This is a genomic window from Bacillus sp. FSL W8-0116 (assembly GCF_038003825.1).
GTDB lineage: Bacteria > Bacillota > Bacilli > Bacillales > DSM-4216 > Bacillus_O > Bacillus_O smithii.
Genome location: NZ_JBBOPY010000001.1, coordinates 2,000,679 through 2,018,303 on the forward strand (window position 1 = coordinate 2,000,679; position 17,625 = coordinate 2,018,303).

Genomic DNA, 17,625 nt, shown 5'->3' on the forward strand with positions numbered 1-17,625 from the left:
TATAGATAGCTCAACAAAGGAGGGAATCTTCATGTCTTATAGAAAGCTAGGACGTACAAGCGATCAGCGGAAAGCATTGCTTCGCGATTTGACAACAGATTTAATCATTAACGAACGCATTGAAACAACAGAAGCGCGTGCAAAGGAATTGCGCTCTGTCGTAGAAAAAATGATTACACTTGGCAAACGCGGAGATTTGCATGCTCGCCGTCAAGCAGCTGCCTTCTTGCGTCATGAAGTAGCAGATACTATTGAAGTAGAAGGTGCAGATGGAAAGAAAAAGGAAAAACCGGTTTACGCTTTGCAAAAATTGTTTAACGACGTCGCACCTCGTTATCAAGAACGCCAAGGCGGTTACACTCGCATTATGAAAATCGGACCTCGTCGTGGCGACGGTGCACCTATGGTCGTTATTGAATTAGTTTAATGACGAAGGTAGACCATTGGGGCGGGACAGTTGACAGCAACTGACCACTGCCCTTTTTCTATATTTTTAATGTACGCGATTGCAACAAAGCTTGAGCGTTATGATGAGCAATGATAAGACTCGTCTAGCTCGTGCGCCTCTTTCATTCGACATTCGTGAAAAGAGGCGCGGGCTTTTTTTGTATTTTGCGAAAATTATAATAAGATCATGCTGCTCTGCGGGCTGCAAAACAACGGTTTGATGGTGGGCTGATCTTCAGAGAAGAGATAATGCTTAGCCTGTTAAAGAAGTACTTAGCAGTGGATGTTTGGTTTATTTTGCAAGGTTCTGTTTTTCGCCGGTTGTGCGGCAATCTGAGGGCGCTTTTCGTCTCTTTAGAATCCTGTTAAATGAACCAAATATCTACCTTGGGCGCGCCAGCTTTTTATGGCACGTTTTAATGATGTCGATATGTGTCCGACTTTTGCTTCATCGTTTTGTCAAACCGTGGTATAAAGGAAAAGAAAGCAGGGACGGGTTCGTTTAGGGGGGATTCGAATTGAAAAGAGAAATAGTTGTTCAGATTGAGCACGTATTTTTTCGTTATCCTGAACAACCGAGATATGCTCTTGAAGACGTAAGTCTATCGATCGCGAAAGGGGAATGGCTGGCGATCGTCGGCCATAACGGATCCGGGAAATCTACTTTGGCCAAATTACTAAACGGTCTTCATTTTCCTGAAAAAGGGAAAATTGTGGTGGGCGACATTTTGTTAGGGGAAGATACCGTTTGGGATATTCGCAAAAAAGTGGGGATGGTGTTTCAAAATCCTGACAATCAATTTGTAGGTACAACGGTGGAAGATGATGTCGCGTTCGGTTTAGAAAATAATGGTGTAGATCATGATGAAATGGTCATAAGAGTGCAAGAATCCTTGGAGAAAGTAGGAATGAGCGCTTTTGCCAGACAAGAACCGCATCATCTTTCTGGAGGGCAAAAACAGCGTGTGGCGATTGCCGGCGTTCTGGCGTTAAGACCGGATATTATTCTCCTAGACGAGGCTACATCTATGCTGGATCCCCGTGGCAGAGAAGAAGTTTTGGCTACGGTAAGAGAATTGAAGGAGGATCGCAATCTAACGGTTGTGTCGATTACACATGACTTGGAAGAAGCGGCCAAAGCGGATCGTGTGATCATTTTAAATAAAGGAAAGGTTTATAAAGAGGGAACTCCTGAGGAAATTTTTCAAATGGACGAAGAGCTGATAGCGCTCGGTCTTGATATCCCCTTTTCGGTCAGAATGAGCAAAGAGCTACGTTCACGGGGACTTCATATTCCCCAAAATCATTTGACAGAAGATGAGTTGGTGAATGATTTATGGACATTAAACTTCAACATGTAGAATATCGATATTCGGCCGGAACTCCATTTGAACGTTTTGCGCTCAAGGATGTTTCATTCGATATACCGGAAGGGACATTTCTTGCTGTCATCGGCCATACCGGTTCCGGGAAATCAACTCTTTTGCAGCATTTAAATGCTCTTTTGCAACCGACAAGCGGGCAAGTGAAAATAGGAGAGCGAGTGGTTGAGGCAGGCAGAAAAAATAAGAATTTAAAACCGATAAGGCAAAAAGTAGGGATTGTCTTTCAATTTCCGGAACACCAATTGTTTGAGGAAACCGTTGAAAAAGATATTTGTTACGGACCGATCAATTTTGGGGTGCCGGAAGAAGAGGCGAAACGGCGAGCACGTCTGGCAGCTAAGAAAGTAGGGCTGCCGGAGGATGTACTGCAGAAATCTCCATTTGACCTGTCAGGCGGCCAAATGAGAAGAGTGGCGATTGCTGGCGTACTGGCAATGGAACCGGAAGTGCTCGTTCTTGATGAACCGACCGCTGGTTTGGATCCGCGGGGAAGGCGGGAAATCATGGATCTCTTTTACAAGCTTCACCAAGAGAAAAAAATGACAACCATTTTAGTCACCCACAGTATGGAAGATGCTGCCTTATATGCTGATGAAATCGTCATTATGCATCAAGGAAAACTGGCCAGAAAAGGAAAGCCAGAAGAGATCTTTTCTTCCCCCGAGGAATTGTTTGGCTTAGGATTAAACGTGCCTGATGTTGTGAAGTTTCAATACATGTTTGAAAAAAAATCAGGAATCCGTTTAGGAAAAACGTGTTTATCCGTTCAAGAATTAGCTGATGAGTTGGAGCGGTTGTACAAGCGGGGTGGTCAGCCATGATGGAAAAGATGATTTTTGGACGCTATGTACCGGGAGATTCCATTGTACATAGGCTGGATCCGCGCTCAAAACTTGTCTTTGTGATTGCTTTTGTGTGTATTGTGTTTTTGGCCAATAATATGGCGACCTATGGCATTTTAACCGCATTTACGGTTTTCCTTATCTTTTTGTCCCGCATTCCGTTTCGTTTTTTGCTGGCGGGGTTGAAGCCGATTTTATGGTTGATCTTGTTTACGTTTTTACTTCAACTCTTTTTTACAAGAGAAGGGCCTCTCGTTTTTCAGCTGGGATTTATCAAATTTTATCAAGTGGGAATCCAGCAGGGAGTTTTTATCTCGTTGCGCTTTTTCATTCTGGTGTTGGTCACATCTTTATTGACGCTGACGACGACACCGATTTCGATTACGGACGGGCTGGAAAGCCTTCTTGGACCGTTTAAAAAAATCAAGCTTCCTGTCCACGAACTGGCGTTGATGATCTCGATAGCACTGCGGTTCATCCCTACTCTTATGGATGAGACAGAAAAAATTATGAAGGCGCAGACGGCTAGAGGAACTGATTTTTCCGGAGGGCCGCTTAAAGAAAGGATCAGAGCGGTTGTACCGCTATTAATTCCGCTGTTTGTCAGTTCTTTTAAACGTGCGGAAGATCTTGCCGTGGCCATGGAGGCGCGAGGCTATAAAGGCGGAGAAGGACGTACCAAATATCGTCTGTTGACTTGGAAACTTCGCGATACTTTTGTTCTTGTGATCATCATTATTTTTGCTGTGGTGCTATGGCTATTAAGAAGCTAGATGGAGTGTCCTATATGGTTAGAATGAAATGTGTGATTTCGTATGATGGTTCAGGCTTTGCCGGTTATCAAATTCAACCGGCTAAAAGAACGGTCCAATCGGAAATAGAATCAGCATTAAAGGTCCTACATAAAGGAGAAGCAGTAAAAGTGACAGCATCGGGTCGGACCGATGCTGGCGTTCACGCTCGCGGTCAAGTGATCCATTTTGATACGTCCCTTCCGATTCCGGAAACAAAGTGGGTGCAAGTGTTAAATAGCATTTTTCCTGAAGATATTGCAGCCATTCAAGTAGAAGCGGTCGACGATGCCTTTCATGCCCGCTTTTCTGCAACGGGCAAAGAATACCGTTACCGACTGTATACCACTCCCCACCGCGATCCTTTGAAGAGGTTTTATGCCTATCATTTCCCTTATTCATTAAATATAGAGGCGATGGAAGAGGCAGCTCGTTATTTAACGGGAACGCACGATTTTACGAGCTTCTGTTCAGCCAAGACGGAGGTCAAGGATAAAGTACGAACCATCCGCAAAATAGCGATTGTCCAAGAAGGGGAGGAGATTGTTTTTCAGCTGGTCGGAAACGGTTTTTTGTACAATATGGTCAGGATTATCGTCGGCACTCTTTTGGAATGTGGGACAGGAAAACGATCTCCAGAAGAAATCCCTGAAATCTTAGAAGCGAAGGACAGATCGAAAGCCGGGAAAACCGTTCCGCCAGAGGGATTGTATTTATGGAACGTATTCTATGACAACTAATCCAGGCGTAACATTTTCTTGACATTGCTTTTAGAAACCTTTATCATAGATATGGTATGTTATTTAGCCCCACGATAAGCCCCGGAAACTTATTCGTGTTTTTAAATAAATCATATGAAACGACTTTGATTATATGGGAGGGTAAAAAACATGCGTACGACGTATATGGCGAAAGCAAATGAAATCGAACGTAAATGGTACGTTGTAGACGCCGAAGGCCAAACTTTGGGACGTCTTGCAAGTGAAGTAGCATCTATTTTGCGCGGTAAGCATAAACCAACTTACACACCGAATGTTGATACTGGTGACCACGTAATTATTATTAATGCGGAAAAAATTGAATTAACTGGAAAAAAATTAACGGACAAAATTTATTATCGCCACTCTCAACATCCAGGCGGATTAAAAGCTCGTACAGCTTTAGAAATGCGGACGAACTATCCTGAGAAAATGCTTGAATTAGCCGTTAAAGGAATGCTTCCAAAAGGCTCCCTTGGACGTCAAATGTTTAAAAAATTGCATGTCTATGCTGGTCCGGAACATCCACATCAAGCGCAAAAACCGGAAAATTATGAACTTCGCGGATAATTGAAAGAGGAGGGTATTAATTTGGCACAAGTTCAATATTACGGAACAGGTCGTCGTAAAAGCTCAGTTGCTCGCGTTCGTTTAGTTCCTGGCGATGGACGTATCGTCATTAACGGCCGCGATGTTGAAAATTATATTCCATTCGCAGCTTTACGTGAAGTGATTAAACAACCTTTAGTGATTACAGAAACGCTTGGAAATTATGATGTATTAGTAAACGTAAAAGGCGGCGGTTATACTGGTCAAGCAGGCGCTATTCGCCACGGAATCGCTCGTGCGCTGCTTCAAGCTGATCCGGAATATCGTCAACCACTAAAACGTGCAGGACTCTTGACTCGCGATGCACGCATGAAAGAACGTAAAAAATACGGTCTCAAAGGCGCTCGTCGTGCACCACAATTCTCAAAACGTTAATTGTACGTATCAAAGGCTCTCAACCTTCATGGTTGGGGGTCTTATTTATTTAGAAGAAATTATATTCACTCTAGATGGCAGTAAAGATTCTCCCTTCTACGCCAAGGGAACAAGCATCGTATAGTTTCTTTTTTTTGTCGAAAAATAGGACAAAGGAGGATTCTATCGATGACTGTTATTACTTCCTTTACAGAACGATTGCGAAAAAAGGAAATTCAACTTGAACGAAGTCTGTTAAAGGAACTTTCTATCCAAAATTTGCAAAACAGCATTCGAATGTACTTTGGCACGATCCATCTTTTTGGAAATGTTTTGATGGATCCGGGATTTGAGGATGCTTGTTTTGATGTGGGGATCGAATCCTACTTATTAGGAGCTATTCCTGTAATGAAGAAATTTGAGGTTTGAAACAAAAAGAGCCCTCTTGGTATAGTACAGGGTGTCAATGCATTGACCCCGAATTAATAATTACCAAGGAGGACTCAAGATGAATTATACGCAAAATCGTAAAATCTCGCAAATTACACCATCAACATTAATTGTAGGCATTGATATCGCCAAAGACAAACACGTCGCTCGAGCTCAGGATGATCGAGGAATCGAATTTGGAAAAAGACTGATCTTTGAAAATCGCATACATGGCTATCAAAAACTGCTTGATTGGGTTTCGAGGCATCAAAAGGAACACCAAAAAACACATGTCATTTTTGGTGTTGAGCCGACCGGTCATTTCTGGCTGAGTCTAGCCTATTTCTTGACTGCTAAAGGTTATGACTTTGTCTTGGTCAATCCTATGCATGTCAAAAAAACTAAAGAGCTGGATGATAACTCTCCAACTAAAAACGATACGAAAGATGCACGTGTGATTGCACAGCTGATTAAAGATGGGCGATACTCCGTACCAAATCTCTTAGATGGCATCTATGCAGAGCTAAGAGAAGGCGTCAAATTAAGAGATCAGCTCATCCAGCAGCTTATGATCACAGAAGGTCGTATTCAAAATCACATCCAGCGTTACTTTCCGGAGTTTTTCGATGTATTTAAAGACTGGGAAGGAAAGGCAGCTCTTTGTACATTAAGAAACTTTCCATTCCCCTCTCAGATTAAAGAAATGACATCAGAAGAAGTTCTTGCGAAATGGAAACAAGAAGTAAACCGTGGTGTAGGAATCAAACGAGCTACAAAGTTAATAGAAGCAGCGAAAAAGAGCATTGGTATCCAAATTGGTATCAAGTTTGCTAAACGTGAATTGGATTATTTACTCGATCAATATGAGCTATACAAAGAGCAATTAGGACAGTTAGATAAGGATCTGGAAGCACTTGTAGTAACGATACCTGGAGCGAAGGAAATGATCAATATTCAAGGCTTAGGTCCTACAACAGTCGCGCTATTCTTCGCTGAGGTCGGGGATATAACAAAGTATAGTCATCCCCAGCAATTAGTAAATCTGGCAGGGCTGTCATTACGTGAACATAGTTCCGGGAAGTTTAAGGGGCAAACCAAGATCACAAAACGAGGACGAAGTCGATTGCGAAGAGCTTTATACTTGGCCATTCGTCCACTCGTTGCCCATAATCCAACGTTTAAAGCCCTGCATCAATACTACACAAAGCGTCCTGATCGACCTTTGAAGAAACAGCAGTCACTGATTGCCTTGTGTTGTAAATTACTACGTGTCTTATTTGTCATTGGTCAAAAACAGTGTGAATTTGATGGTTCAAAGTTATTGAGAGGTTTGCCTCAAATCGATTCATTACAGGCAGCTTAAGGCTTTATTAAGTTCATGAAATCATTTCAGAATACCGTAATTATCTCAAATGACAAACACCAATAGTGCAGAGTTGGAGCTTATTTATTCCATACGGGCATGTGACCCAGCAAAGGAGCATATCCAACCTCCACCTCATGGATACGCAGGACGAAGGAATGTATGGAATTCAATCCGGAGAGATGTGGGAGGGTTAGCGACCGTGAGTGATGTGGAGATGATGAAGCACGGTTATACCTTATTTTTACCAAATAAATACAATTTGGTTGATAGGATGCCCCCTACCATGTAAATTATTTAAAAAAATTCAACATATATCCATTAAATGAGGTGTGTATTCTATTAAGTGTCTATGAAATTTTGAGAAAAAGCGAGTATTCGGGAGAAAAATAAACTTTATTGAGGGAGGAAAGTACAGCAAATTTGGATTTTATGGTGAAGACACCAATGTGGTGAAAAATAGGTGTCAGCAGGAAACCGAATATTTGACGGATACGTTATATCATTTTTGGCTGTATTGGTGGAAAATCGGCGTGGCTGATAACATCGATGAATCCACTTTCTACAATTGCAGCCAGTTTGTTGATTACTGGTGGAATGAAGGGTACTCCCAAGGAAAGAAACGGTTAAAACTACGGCTTCATTAACTCGGTCATAAGAAAATAGCTTTCGGATTGTTCTAAAATCCCCCCTTGTCCCATATGTTGAAAAGTAGAGAGAACAAGGAGGGGACGCGCTCTATGCACCGGAGATTAAAGTGGGGAGTTTATATATTAGGCTGTGTGCTCATTTTTTTACTAATCCAGTTTAAATTTTTGGAAAACCACTCATGGAAACCTTGGAATCTGCCGTTATCGGGAAAAATCATTTATTTGGATCCTGGGCATGGCGGTCCTGACGGCGGCGCTACAAAAGACGGTACGCAGGAAAAAGACATTGCTTTAAATGTAGCCAAAAAGGTGAGAGATTATTTACAACAGCAGGGAGCGCTCGTCGTGCTGACACGGGAAAAGGATAAGGACTTAGCAAACCAAGATACGAGCGGACTAAGCCGACGCAAAACAGAAGATTTGAAAAAAAGACTGGATCTCATTAATAAATCGGATGCCGACCTTTTTATAAGCATTCATTTAAATTCTATCCCTTCCCCGCATTGGAGAGGAGCCCAGACGTTTTTTTCCCCGCATTATAAAGAAAATCAAAAAATCGCAAAATTAATCCAAGACGAACTAGTTTCAAACTTGGAAAACACCAATCGTTTAGCGAAAGCCATTGACCATGTATATATTTTAAGATATGCGAAAAAGCCAGGAGCTTTAGTGGAAATCGGCTTTTTATCCAATCAAGAAGAAAGAGAACAATTAAAAACGGATGACTATCAGGAAAAGGTGGCAGCGTCCATTTATAAAGGAGTTTTAAGATATTTTACCGAATAGCCGGAGGGAGGAGAATCCAATGGCTTTTTATTTTGGCCTTTCTGCTTTCCACTTAGAGAATCATAAAGCGAAGGCGGCGATAATTGCGGATGGCGGGGAATCGGTTAACATTACGGAAGCGACTATACGGGAAAATGGACATAGTAGCGAAGTTTTATGGATTGTCTGAATATATGCTATACTATTGAAAAGGAATGAAAAGGAAGGTGTAGAGCATGATTAGCGAACAAGAAGTGCGGGAGTTACTAAAAAAGGTACAAGATCCATTTTTACATAAAACGTTGGAAGAGACCAATGGAATTATGGAAGTCAAAATAAAAGAAGAAAAGAAACATGTAAGTGTGAAGGTGGCTATTTCCAAAACGGGAACCTCTGAGCAATTACAGCTTCAAATGGAAATTGTCAATCTCTTGAAAAATGCCGGGGCAGAAACGGTTGGGATTCGCTTTGCGGAACTACCAAAAGAAGTGCTGGAAAAATTCAAAGGACAAGCAGGGGATTCCGGACATGATTTGCTTTCTCCTGCCAGTAAAACGGAGTTTATTGCCATCGCGAGCGGTAAAGGGGGAGTAGGAAAGTCCACGGTATCGGTTAATTTAGCCGTTGCGCTGGCCCGCCTCGGCAAAAAGGTCGGACTTGTTGACGCCGATATTTATGGATTTAGTGTTCCGGATATGATGGGGATCACTCATCGCCCGCTCGTCAAAGGCAATAAGATTATACCTGTGGAACGATTTGGGGTCAAAGTCATTTCAATGGGATTCTTTGTAGAGGATAATGCGCCTGTCATTTGGCGGGGGCCGATGCTTGGGAAAATGCTCAACAACTTCTTCAAAGAAGTGGAGTGGGGAGAATTGGATTATTTGATTTTGGATTTACCTCCGGGAACAGGAGATGTGGCATTGGATGTTCATACGATGATTCCACACAGTAAAGAAATTATTGTATCGACTCCTCATCCGACAGCAGCCTTTGTAGCGGCCAGAGCAGGAGCAATGGCTTTAAGGACCAAGCATGAAATACTTGGTGTCATTGAGAACATGTCTTACTTTGAAAGTAAAAAAACGGGCGAAAGAGAATATATTTTCGGCAAAGGCGGCGGCGAAAAGCTGGCAGAGGAATTGCAAACCGATCTTTTTGGCCAAATTCCGCTTCAACAGCCTGACTGGAATGAAGCAGATTTTGCTCCGTCAGTCTATTCAGAAGATCATCCGATCGGAAAAATTTACATGGATATTGCAAAGAAAGTGGATCAAAAACTGGTCAGCCAAAATTAAGCAAGAAAAGCCGGCAACTTCAGAGCCGGCTTTTTTCTATGGACTAAACTTTTGGCCGCCGCTCGTTGTTTGGTTTTGCTGATCGTTTTTGCCGTTGAGCTGATCATTAGCCTCTTTCACCAGTAAATCCGCTACTTTCTTTTTATATAAAGGGCTCTCAAACGTCTCGAGCATGATTTTTTGAAGGTGCTGTCTGAAATCTTTGCTTTTTAAAAGCTTCATGACTTCTTGTTCATAGGACGGATCTTTTAAAATATCCAACATCATCGTTTGGTACTCAGGGTCTTTCATTAAACTTTTTAATAACTTTTCGTTTTCTGTTTTTACGCCATTCGCAAAAGAATTTGAAAAGTTAGGGTCTTGAAATGACTTTTCCCAAAATTTTTTGCCTTTTTCCGATGTTAGTGTTTGTTCGATCGTTTTTGTGATTTCCGGTTGCTCCATTACTAAATTTTTATTCAAATCTTTATCCTTCAATACCTCTTTTATGGCTTTTTTGCCGTCATCGGTTTTCAATATGTCAATGACCATTCTTTTCGTCTCATCATAATTCATGCGGCTGCTAATTTGTTCATCGCCAGAACAGGCCGTTAATAAAAAAAATACGAGAAGAAGAGGCCGTACAATTCTCATGAAAAAAAGCTCCTTTCTAAGAACTTTCTTATCGTTAGGATAATCTAAGGGCCAAAATTTATTCTTTGGGAAGGATTTATCAACTGGATTTTTTGCTCCTCTGTTGGTAAAATCAATACAATACTGGAAAAATGGGGGAACTCGGCGTGACGATTCGAAATTGGGTTCGTTTTTTTATACATACGCTGTTTATTGGGGGAATAACGGCTGGAATTATGGGGTTTATAATTCGTTGGGATGAGTTTTCTCCCTTGTTTCAAAAAGGGGATGTTCTTAACATTTTCTCGGTATTTATATGGCTTGTCGGTGTAGGATTCACGTTTAGTGTGATCAGCCAAATGGGGTATTTTGCCTATTTGACCATTCATCAATTCGGACTGCGCATGTTTCGTTCCAATTCTCTTTGGAATGCTGTTCAAATGATTTTAGTGGCGTTTGTATTGTTTGATTTGGTGTATTTTCGCTTCCAAGCTTTTGCGGATAAAGGAGAATCACTTATCCCTTATTTTGGATTGGCGGCTTTTTTATTGTCCTTTGCGATTGTGGTCGCTTGGATCAAAACAAAACAATCCAATAAAAAAATGTTTGCTTCTGCTCTCTTTTTTATGGTGGTGGCCACCGTTCTGGAATGGCTGCCGGTTTTAACGGTGAATGAAAAAAGCTGGCTGTATTTAATGCTGTTTGCTCTCCTGTTCTGCAATGCTTACCAGCTTCTTATGCTGCCTAAATACATTGAGAGATCCCAAGAAGAGATCTCCCGAAAAAAGAAGGCTATCGTCTATCCGTCAAATGAAAAAAATCACCCTGCTGTAAAAGGAAAATAGTGAATTTTCTTAAAATAAAAAGGATGAGCGGATGTTTACTGTATGGACTCTTTTGTTCGTAGCACCGATAAAAAGGAATGGCTTCCTCTTGGATGAAGGAAGCCAAACCTGTCGTTTACCCGCAAATGCCATATGTATATTCGGAGCTTTTTCCAATGCTCCCGCTAATTTTTAAAGTCTAATGAATGCTGTTCATGTTTTTTCCTCTTTCTCTTTTCAGCGGTTCTGTTTATTCTCCTGATTTATTTCTATTATCTTCCGATTTCAGGCAGTTTGTTGAAGGAGCTAATGAAGAATTAAGGGATTAATGTAGTATCGACATTGCCGTTTGCAATCATTTCCGAAATGGTCACAAATTTTCCTTTATGCTGAAGTGTCTTGAGGATTAAAGGCAAAGCTTTTTTGGTTTGTTTAGCGGAATCGGAAGCATGAAGCAAAATGATATCACCGTTTTTCGCCTTTGAAACATTTTTGACAATATGATCTACTCCGGGATTTTTCCAATCTTCAGAGTTAACGCTCCAATGAACAATCGTGAATCCGAATTGATCGGCTGTTTTAATCACTCTCTTGTCGAAGTGGCCGGTCGGTGTACGGAATAAATGAACATTTTTCAACTGAAGTTTTTTAAATGTTTCTTTCGCTTTTAAAAATTCCTTTTTCAATTCTTCATCTTCCAAAGCGGTATAATCTTTGTAACTGTAACCTAACATTCCAATTTCGTATCCATGATCGGCTATTTTTTTGACTAAATCGGGATGTCTTTCTGCCCAAGAACCCGAAAGAAAAAAAGTGGCCGCCTTCACTTTGTTTTTAATTAAGACGTTGATAATCGGCTCTGCTCTTTCATCTCCCCAGCCGATATCAAACGTTAAAGCAATTCCTTTTTCACCTCTGTAGATTGCTTGAGGACCTTCTTTTCCCGCCAAAACAGGAATATGGAGTATATTTTGAGTAAACAATAATAATGCAGTAAAAAATGAAATAATAACAATCAATAATGTTTGTTTCACTCTTTTATCCTTTATCACATACCAAAAATTCATTTTCGGCCCTCCATTAGACAAGTCTTTGCTTCTATTTGTATGACGGCCTTGCAAACGTTAGAACCAGTTCCCGGGTTTTTTCGCAACGCATAAGACACTTATCAAAAGGAGTGACCTACATGATCGGAATACTAATAAATGAAAAGGAAAAAGAAGAGATCTATTATTTGTTGAAAAGGGAAATGGACGAAATTCTGTTTGATCTTAATGATCACAGAATTGATCATGTTGTGAAAAGGGCAATGAAGGAGAGGTATAACATTTTATTCAATTTATTTAAGAGAGTTGCGAGTCATCATGAATGTATGAAATATTTACGAGTAGGAAAAAGAACCAAAAGCAGAGAATAAATTTTTTTTGAAAAAAGATGTTGACACTCCATCATTATGCTGATATAGTATTACTTGTCCTTGATGGACAGCATTAAACAAGAAAAAGTTATTGACATTCCTTTAGTGGGATGTTACAATAGAAGAGTCGCTCGCTAAAAAGAGTGACGAATATGGATCCTTGAAAACTGAACAAAACGAAGCGTAAACCAATGTTTCGATAGAAACAAGCCAAGTCAAATTTCTTTTTGGAGAGTTTGATCCTGGCTCAGGACGAACGCTGGCGGCGTGCCTAATACATGCAAGTCGAGCGGACTTTCAAGAAGCTTGCTTTTTGAAAGTTAGCGGCGGACGGGTGAGTAACACGTGGGCAACCTGCCTGCAAGACGGGGATAACTCCGGGAAACCGGGGCTAATACCGGATAATATCTTCCTTCGCATGAAGGAAGGTTGAAAGGCGGCGCAAGCTGCCGCTTGCAGATGGGCCCGCGGCGCATTAGCTAGTTGGTGAGGTAACGGCTCACCAAGGCGACGATGCGTAGCCGACCTGAGAGGGTGATCGGCCACACTGGGACTGAGACACGGCCCAGACTCCTACGGGAGGCAGCAGTAGGGAATCTTCCGCAATGGACGAAAGTCTGACGGAGCAACGCCGCGTGAGCGAAGAAGGTCTTCGGATCGTAAAGCTCTGTTGTCAGGGAAGAACAAGTACCGTTCGAACAGGGCGGTACCTTGACGGTACCTGACCAGAAAGCCACGGCTAACTACGTGCCAGCAGCCGCGGTAATACGTAGGTGGCAAGCGTTGTCCGGAATTATTGGGCGTAAAGCGCGCGCAGGCGGTCTCTTAAGTCTGATGTGAAAGCCCACGGCTCAACCGTGGAGGGTCATTGGAAACTGGGAGACTTGAGTGCAGAAGAGGAGAGCGGAATTCCACGTGTAGCGGTGAAATGCGTAGAGATGTGGAGGAACACCAGTGGCGAAGGCGGCTCTCTGGTCTGTAACTGACGCTGAGGCGCGAAAGCGTGGGGAGCGAACAGGATTAGATACCCTGGTAGTCCACGCCGTAAACGATGAGTGCTAAGTGTTAGAGGGCTTCCACCCTTTAGTGCTGCAGCTAACGCATTAAGCACTCCGCCTGGGGAGTACGGCCGCAAGGCTGAAACTCAAAGGAATTGACGGGGGCCCGCACAAGCGGTGGAGCATGTGGTTTAATTCGAAGCAACGCGAAGAACCTTACCAGGTCTTGACATCCTTCGCTACCTCTAGAGATAGAGGGTTCCCCTTCGGGGGACGGAGTGACAGGTGGTGCATGGTTGTCGTCAGCTCGTGTCGTGAGATGTTGGGTTAAGTCCCGCAACGAGCGCAACCCTTGACCTTAGTTGCCAGCATTCAGTTGGGCACTCTAAGGTGACTGCCGGTGACAAACCGGAGGAAGGTGGGGATGACGTCAAATCATCATGCCCCTTATGACCTGGGCTACACACGTGCTACAATGGATGGTACAAAGGGTCGCGAAACCGCGAGGTGGAGCCAATCCCAAAAAACCATTCTCAGTTCGGATTGCAGGCTGCAACTCGCCTGCATGAAGCCGGAATCGCTAGTAATCGCGGATCAGCATGCCGCGGTGAATACGTTCCCGGGCCTTGTACACACCGCCCGTCACACCACGAGAGTTTGCAACACCCGAAGTCGGTGAGGTAACCCTTACGGGAGCCAGCCGCCGAAGGTGGGGCAGATGATTGGGGTGAAGTCGTAACAAGGTAGCCGTATCGGAAGGTGCGGCTGGATCACCTCCTTTCTAAGGAAGAAGAAAAGCAGAGGCGACTGTTCAGGTGCGACAAGCACAAGACAGCTTGCGAGGAGGTAGTATTTCAACCACCGCAGCAAGATGGATTGTGACCTCGAGCACCTAGGAGCCGGAGCTGGACAGATATGAAGGAGCGCTTTCGTTTTGTTCAGTTTTGAAGGATTTCATCCTTCCAAGTTGTTCCTTGAAAACTAGATAGAAGAAAGAAGCAGCATAAACCGAGTATCGCCATCTAGGATAAAACCAACATGGTTAAGTTAGAAAGGGCGCACGGTGGATGCCTTGGCACTAGGAGCCGATGAAGGACGGGACTAACTCCGAAAAGCTCCGGGGAGCTGTACGTAAGCGTTGATCCGGAGATTTCCGAATGGGGAAACCCGCTGCCCGTAATGGGGCAGCATCCTTGCCTGAATCCATAGGGTAAGGAAGGCAACCCGGGGAACTGAAACATCTAAGTACCCGGAGGAAGAGAAAGCAACAGCGATTCCCTGAGTAGCGGCGAGCGAAACGGGAACAGCCCAAACCAGAAGGCTTGCCTTCTGGGGTTGTAGGACACCAATGGTGGAGTCACAAAGGAACGAGGTAGACGAAGAGGTCTGGAAAGGCCCGTCAGAGAAGGTAACAACCCTGTAGTCGAAACTTCGTTCCCTCCCTGGTGGATCCTGAGTACGGCGGGACACGAGGAATCCCGTCGGAAGCTGGGAGGACCATCTCCCAAGGCTAAATACTCCCTAGTGACCGATAGTGAACCAGTACCGTGAGGGAAAGGTGAAAAGCACCCCGGGAGGGGAGTGAAAGAGAACCTGAAACCGTGTGCCTACAAGTAGTCAGAGCCCGTTTACGGGTGATGGCGTGCCTTTTGTAGAATGAACCGGCGAGTTGCGATCTCATGCGAGGTTAAGTCGAAAAGACGGAGCCGCAGCGAAAGCGAGTCTGAACAGGGCGCATGAGTATGGGGTCGCAGACCCGAAACCAGGTGATCTACCCATGTCCAGGGTGAAGGTGAGGTAACACTTACTGGAGGCCCGAACCCACGCACGTTGAAAAGTGCGGGGATGAGGTGTGGGTAGGGGTGAAATTCCAATCGAACTTGGAGATAGCTGGTTCTCTCCGAAATAGCTTTAGGGCTAGCCTCAAGGAAAGAGTCTTGGAGGTAGAGCACTGTTTGGACTAGGGGCCCTCATCGGGTTACCGAATTCAGACAAACTCCGAATGCCAGCGACTTATCCTTGGGAGTCAGACTGCGAGTGATAAGATCCGTGGTCAAAAGGGAAACAGCCCAGACCGCCAGCTAAGGTCCCAAAGTATACGTTAAGTGGAAAAGGATGTGGAATTGCTTAGACAACCAGGATGTTGGCTTAGAAGCAGCCACCATTTAAAGAGTGCGTAATAGCTCACTGGTCGAGTGATTCTGCGCCGAAAATGTACCGGGGCTAAACGTATCACCGAAGCTGCGGGTGGACACCTTCGGGTGTCCGCGGTAGGAGAGCGTTCTAAGGGCAGAGAAGCCAGACCGGAAGGACTGGTGGAGCGCTTAGAAGTGAGAATGCCGGTATGAGTAGCGAAAGAAGGGTGAGAATCCCTTCCACCGAATGCCTAAGGTTTCCTGAGGAAGGCTCGTCCTCTCAGGGTTAGTCGGGACCTAAGCCGAGGCCGACAGGCGTAGGCGATGGACAACAGGTTGATATTCCTGTACCACCTCTTTTCCGTTTGAGCGATGGGGGGACGCAGGAGGATAGGGTAAGCGCACGGTTGGATGTGCGTCCAAGCAGTGAGAGGGGCAGCGAGGCAAATCCCGTTGCCACTCACCTCAAGCTGTGACGGCGAGGGAAATATAGTACCGAAGTTCCTGATTCCACACTGCCAAGAAAAGCCTCTAGCGAGGAAAAAGGTGCCCGTACCGCAAACCGACACAGGTAGGCGAGGAGAGAATCCTAAGGTGTGCGAGAGAACTCTCGTTAAGGAACTCGGCAAAATGACCCCGTAACTTCGGGAGAAGGGGTGCTTTTTGGGGTGCATAGCCCCGAGAAGCCGCAGTGAATAGGCCCAGGCGACTGTTTAGCAAAAACACAGGTCTCTGCGAAGCCGTAAGGCGAAGTATAGGGGCTGACGCCTGCCCGGTGCTGGAAGGTTAAGGGGAGCGCTTAAAGCTTTGCTTGAAGGTGCGAACCGAAGCCCCAGTAAACGGCGGCCGTAACTATAACGGTCCTAAGGTAGCGAAATTCCTTGTCAGGTAAGTTCTGACCCGCACGAAAGGCGTAACGATCTGGGCACTGTCTCAACGAGAGACTCGGTGAAATTATAGTACCTGTGAAGATGCAGGTTACCCGCGACAGGACGGAAAGACCCCGTGGAGCTTTACTGCAGCCTGATATTGAATTTTGGTACAGCTTGTACAGGATAGGTAGGAGCCTTGGAAGCCGGAGCGCCAGCTTCGGTGGAGGCGCCGGTGGGATACTACCCTGGCTGTACTGAAATTCTAACCCGCACCCCTGATCGGGGTGGGAGACAGTGTCAGGTGGGCAGTTTGACTGGGGCGGTCGCCTCCTAAAAGGTAACGGAGGCGCCCAAAGGTTCCCTCAGAATGGTTGGAAATCATTCGCAGAGTGCAAAGGCAGAAGGGAGCTTGACTGCGAGACCTACAAGTCGAGCAGGGACGAAAGTCGGGCTTAGTGATCCGGTGGTTCCGTATGGAAGGGCCATCGCTCAACGGATAAAAGCTACCCCGGGGATAACAGGCTTATCTCCCCCAAGAGTCCACATCGACGGGGAGGTTTGGCACCTCGATGTCGGCTCATCGCATCCTGGGGCTGTAGTCGGTCCCAAGGGTTGGGCTGTTCGCCCATTAAAGCGGTACGCGAGCTGGGTTCAGAACGTCGTGAGACAGTTCGGTCCCTATCCGTCGCGGGCGCAGGAAATTTGAGAGGAGCTGTCCTTAGTACGAGAGGACCGGGATGGACGCACCGCTGGTGTACCAGTTGTCTCGCCAGAGGCATCGCTGGGTAGCTATGTGCGGAAGGGATAAGTGCTGAAAGCATCTAAGCATGAAGCCCCCCTCAAGATGAGATTTCCCATTTCTTCGGAAAGTAAGATCCCTGAAAGATGATCAGGTAGATAGGTCCGAGGTGGAAGCGTGGTGACACGTGGAGCTGACGGATACTAATCGATCGAGGACTTAACCAAAAGAAAGCGCGAGATCGGTGAAACTGCTTCTTCTATCTAGTTTTGAAGGAATAATTTTTTCCTAAATATCCATTTGTTATTGCAATCTGCATGATTTATGTTATAATATT

At 44.6% G+C, this 17,625-nt stretch carries 17 protein-coding genes and 2 rRNA genes; 17 read left to right on the forward strand and 2 right to left on the reverse strand.

Annotated elements, in window-relative coordinates:
• Positions 1-31: 31 nt before the first annotated feature.
• From rplQ to N1I86_RS09555, 13 genes are all read left to right on the forward strand, one after another.
• The gene (gene rplQ / locus N1I86_RS09495; RefSeq protein WP_003354753.1) at positions 32-427 is read left to right on the forward strand and encodes a 50S ribosomal protein L17; all 396 of its coding nucleotides are present in this window, start codon (positions 32-34) and stop codon (positions 425-427) included.
• A gap of 538 nt (positions 428-965) precedes the next feature.
• The gene (locus N1I86_RS09500) at positions 966-1,808 is read left to right on the forward strand and encodes an energy-coupling factor ABC transporter ATP-binding protein (RefSeq protein WP_003354752.1); all 843 of its coding nucleotides are present in this window, start codon (positions 966-968) and stop codon (positions 1,806-1,808) included.
• Positions 1,784-2,653, forward strand: coding sequence for an energy-coupling factor ABC transporter ATP-binding protein (locus tag N1I86_RS09505; RefSeq protein WP_003354750.1), 870 nt, complete (start codon positions 1,784-1,786; stop codon positions 2,651-2,653). The genes N1I86_RS09500 and N1I86_RS09505 overlap by 25 nt, the downstream gene beginning before the upstream one ends.
• The gene (locus tag N1I86_RS09510) at positions 2,650-3,447 is read left to right on the forward strand and encodes an energy-coupling factor transporter transmembrane component T family protein (RefSeq protein WP_003354748.1); all 798 of its coding nucleotides are present in this window, start codon (positions 2,650-2,652) and stop codon (positions 3,445-3,447) included. Before N1I86_RS09505 ends, N1I86_RS09510 begins: the two co-directional genes overlap by 4 nt.
• Before the next feature lie 14 nt (positions 3,448-3,461).
• Positions 3,462-4,205 (forward strand): tRNA pseudouridine(38-40) synthase TruA, encoded by a 744-nt coding sequence (gene truA / locus N1I86_RS09515; protein WP_003354747.1) that lies wholly within the window; start codon positions 3,462-3,464, stop codon positions 4,203-4,205.
• 150 nt (positions 4,206-4,355) lie between these two features.
• Entirely contained in the window at positions 4,356-4,793 is a 438-nt protein-coding gene (rplM, locus tag N1I86_RS09520; RefSeq protein ID WP_003354746.1) for a 50S ribosomal protein L13, read from the forward strand.
• Positions 4,794-4,814: 21 nt separating this feature from the next.
• The gene (gene rpsI / locus N1I86_RS09525; protein ID WP_003354745.1) at positions 4,815-5,207 is read left to right on the forward strand and encodes a 30S ribosomal protein S9; all 393 of its coding nucleotides are present in this window, start codon (positions 4,815-4,817) and stop codon (positions 5,205-5,207) included.
• A 168-nt stretch (positions 5,208-5,375) separates the two neighbouring features.
• A complete protein-coding gene (locus N1I86_RS09530; protein WP_341096031.1) occupies positions 5,376-5,615 on the forward strand; it encodes a DUF2521 family protein in 240 nt (79 codons plus the stop codon).
• Between the two features lie 79 nt (positions 5,616-5,694).
• Positions 5,695-6,978 (forward strand): IS110 family transposase, encoded by a 1,284-nt coding sequence (locus N1I86_RS09535; RefSeq protein ID WP_270584767.1) that lies wholly within the window; start codon positions 5,695-5,697, stop codon positions 6,976-6,978.
• Positions 6,979-7,376: 398 nt separating this feature from the next.
• Positions 7,377-7,625, forward strand: coding sequence for a DUF2521 family protein (locus tag N1I86_RS09540; RefSeq protein ID WP_341097313.1), 249 nt, complete (start codon positions 7,377-7,379; stop codon positions 7,623-7,625).
• A 93-nt stretch (positions 7,626-7,718) separates the two neighbouring features.
• Positions 7,719-8,414, forward strand: a complete 696-nt coding sequence (gene cwlD / locus N1I86_RS09545; RefSeq protein ID WP_341096033.1) for an N-acetylmuramoyl-L-alanine amidase CwlD — start codon at positions 7,719-7,721, stop codon at positions 8,412-8,414.
• A gap of 19 nt (positions 8,415-8,433) precedes the next feature.
• Positions 8,434-8,583 (forward strand): hypothetical protein, encoded by a 150-nt coding sequence (locus N1I86_RS09550; RefSeq protein ID WP_003354740.1) that lies wholly within the window; start codon positions 8,434-8,436, stop codon positions 8,581-8,583.
• A gap of 46 nt (positions 8,584-8,629) precedes the next feature.
• Positions 8,630-9,691 (forward strand): Mrp/NBP35 family ATP-binding protein, encoded by a 1,062-nt coding sequence (locus N1I86_RS09555; RefSeq protein WP_270584596.1) that lies wholly within the window; start codon positions 8,630-8,632, stop codon positions 9,689-9,691.
• 36 nt (positions 9,692-9,727) lie between these two features.
• Here N1I86_RS09555 and gerD read toward each other — a convergent pair whose 3' ends face one another.
• On the reverse strand, positions 9,728-10,324 hold the full coding sequence (gene gerD / locus N1I86_RS09560) for a spore germination lipoprotein GerD (RefSeq protein WP_341096036.1): 597 nt from the start codon (positions 10,322-10,324) through the stop codon (positions 9,728-9,730).
• 146 nt (positions 10,325-10,470) lie between these two features.
• Here gerD and N1I86_RS09565 point away from each other — a divergent pair, with 146 nt between their 5' ends.
• Positions 10,471-11,148, forward strand: a complete 678-nt coding sequence (locus N1I86_RS09565) for a KinB-signaling pathway activation protein (protein ID WP_341096038.1) — start codon at positions 10,471-10,473, stop codon at positions 11,146-11,148.
• Between the two features lie 296 nt (positions 11,149-11,444).
• Here the strand turns inward: N1I86_RS09565 and pdaB are convergent, their stop codons facing one another.
• Positions 11,445-12,194: a polysaccharide deacetylase family sporulation protein PdaB gene (pdaB, locus tag N1I86_RS09570; protein WP_341096040.1), complete on the reverse strand. Its 750-nt coding sequence runs from the start codon at positions 12,192-12,194 to the stop codon at positions 11,445-11,447.
• Positions 12,195-12,313: 119 nt separating this feature from the next.
• On the opposite strand from pdaB, the gene N1I86_RS09575 reads away from it, so the two are divergent.
• From N1I86_RS09575 to N1I86_RS09585, 3 genes are all read left to right on the forward strand, one after another.
• Positions 12,314-12,544 (forward strand): hypothetical protein, encoded by a 231-nt coding sequence (locus tag N1I86_RS09575; RefSeq protein ID WP_003354735.1) that lies wholly within the window; start codon positions 12,314-12,316, stop codon positions 12,542-12,544.
• A gap of 224 nt (positions 12,545-12,768) precedes the next feature.
• Positions 12,769-14,323, forward strand: a 16S ribosomal RNA gene (locus tag N1I86_RS09580).
• A gap of 259 nt (positions 14,324-14,582) precedes the next feature.
• Positions 14,583-17,515, forward strand: a 23S ribosomal RNA gene (locus N1I86_RS09585).
• Together the 16S and 23S rRNA genes form the textbook arrangement of a ribosomal RNA operon.
• Positions 17,516-17,625 lie beyond the last annotated feature (110 nt).

Coding starts and splice junctions, on each gene's coding strand:
- N1I86_RS09555 (WP_270584596.1), top strand. CDS start 8,630: ATGATTAGCGAACAAGAAGTGCGGGAGTTACTAAAAAAGGTACAAGAT.
- pdaB (WP_341096040.1), bottom strand. CDS start 12,194: ATGAATTTTTGGTATGTGATAAAGGATAAAAGAGTGAAACAAACATTA.
- N1I86_RS09550 (WP_003354740.1), top strand. CDS start 8,434: ATGGCTTTTTATTTTGGCCTTTCTGCTTTCCACTTAGAGAATCATAAA.
- cwlD (WP_341096033.1), top strand. CDS start 7,719: ATGCACCGGAGATTAAAGTGGGGAGTTTATATATTAGGCTGTGTGCTC.
- N1I86_RS09575 (WP_003354735.1), top strand. CDS start 12,314: ATGATCGGAATACTAATAAATGAAAAGGAAAAAGAAGAGATCTATTAT.
- N1I86_RS09535 (WP_270584767.1), top strand. CDS start 5,695: ATGAATTATACGCAAAATCGTAAAATCTCGCAAATTACACCATCAACA.
- rplM (WP_003354746.1), top strand. CDS start 4,356: ATGCGTACGACGTATATGGCGAAAGCAAATGAAATCGAACGTAAATGG.
- truA (WP_003354747.1), top strand. CDS start 3,462: ATGGTTAGAATGAAATGTGTGATTTCGTATGATGGTTCAGGCTTTGCC.
- N1I86_RS09510 (WP_003354748.1), top strand. CDS start 2,650: ATGATGGAAAAGATGATTTTTGGACGCTATGTACCGGGAGATTCCATT.
- gerD (WP_341096036.1), bottom strand. CDS start 10,324: ATGAGAATTGTACGGCCTCTTCTTCTCGTATTTTTTTTATTAACGGCC.
- N1I86_RS09530 (WP_341096031.1), top strand. CDS start 5,376: ATGACTGTTATTACTTCCTTTACAGAACGATTGCGAAAAAAGGAAATT.
- rplQ (WP_003354753.1), top strand. CDS start 32: ATGTCTTATAGAAAGCTAGGACGTACAAGCGATCAGCGGAAAGCATTG.
- N1I86_RS09505 (WP_003354750.1), top strand. CDS start 1,784: ATGGACATTAAACTTCAACATGTAGAATATCGATATTCGGCCGGAACT.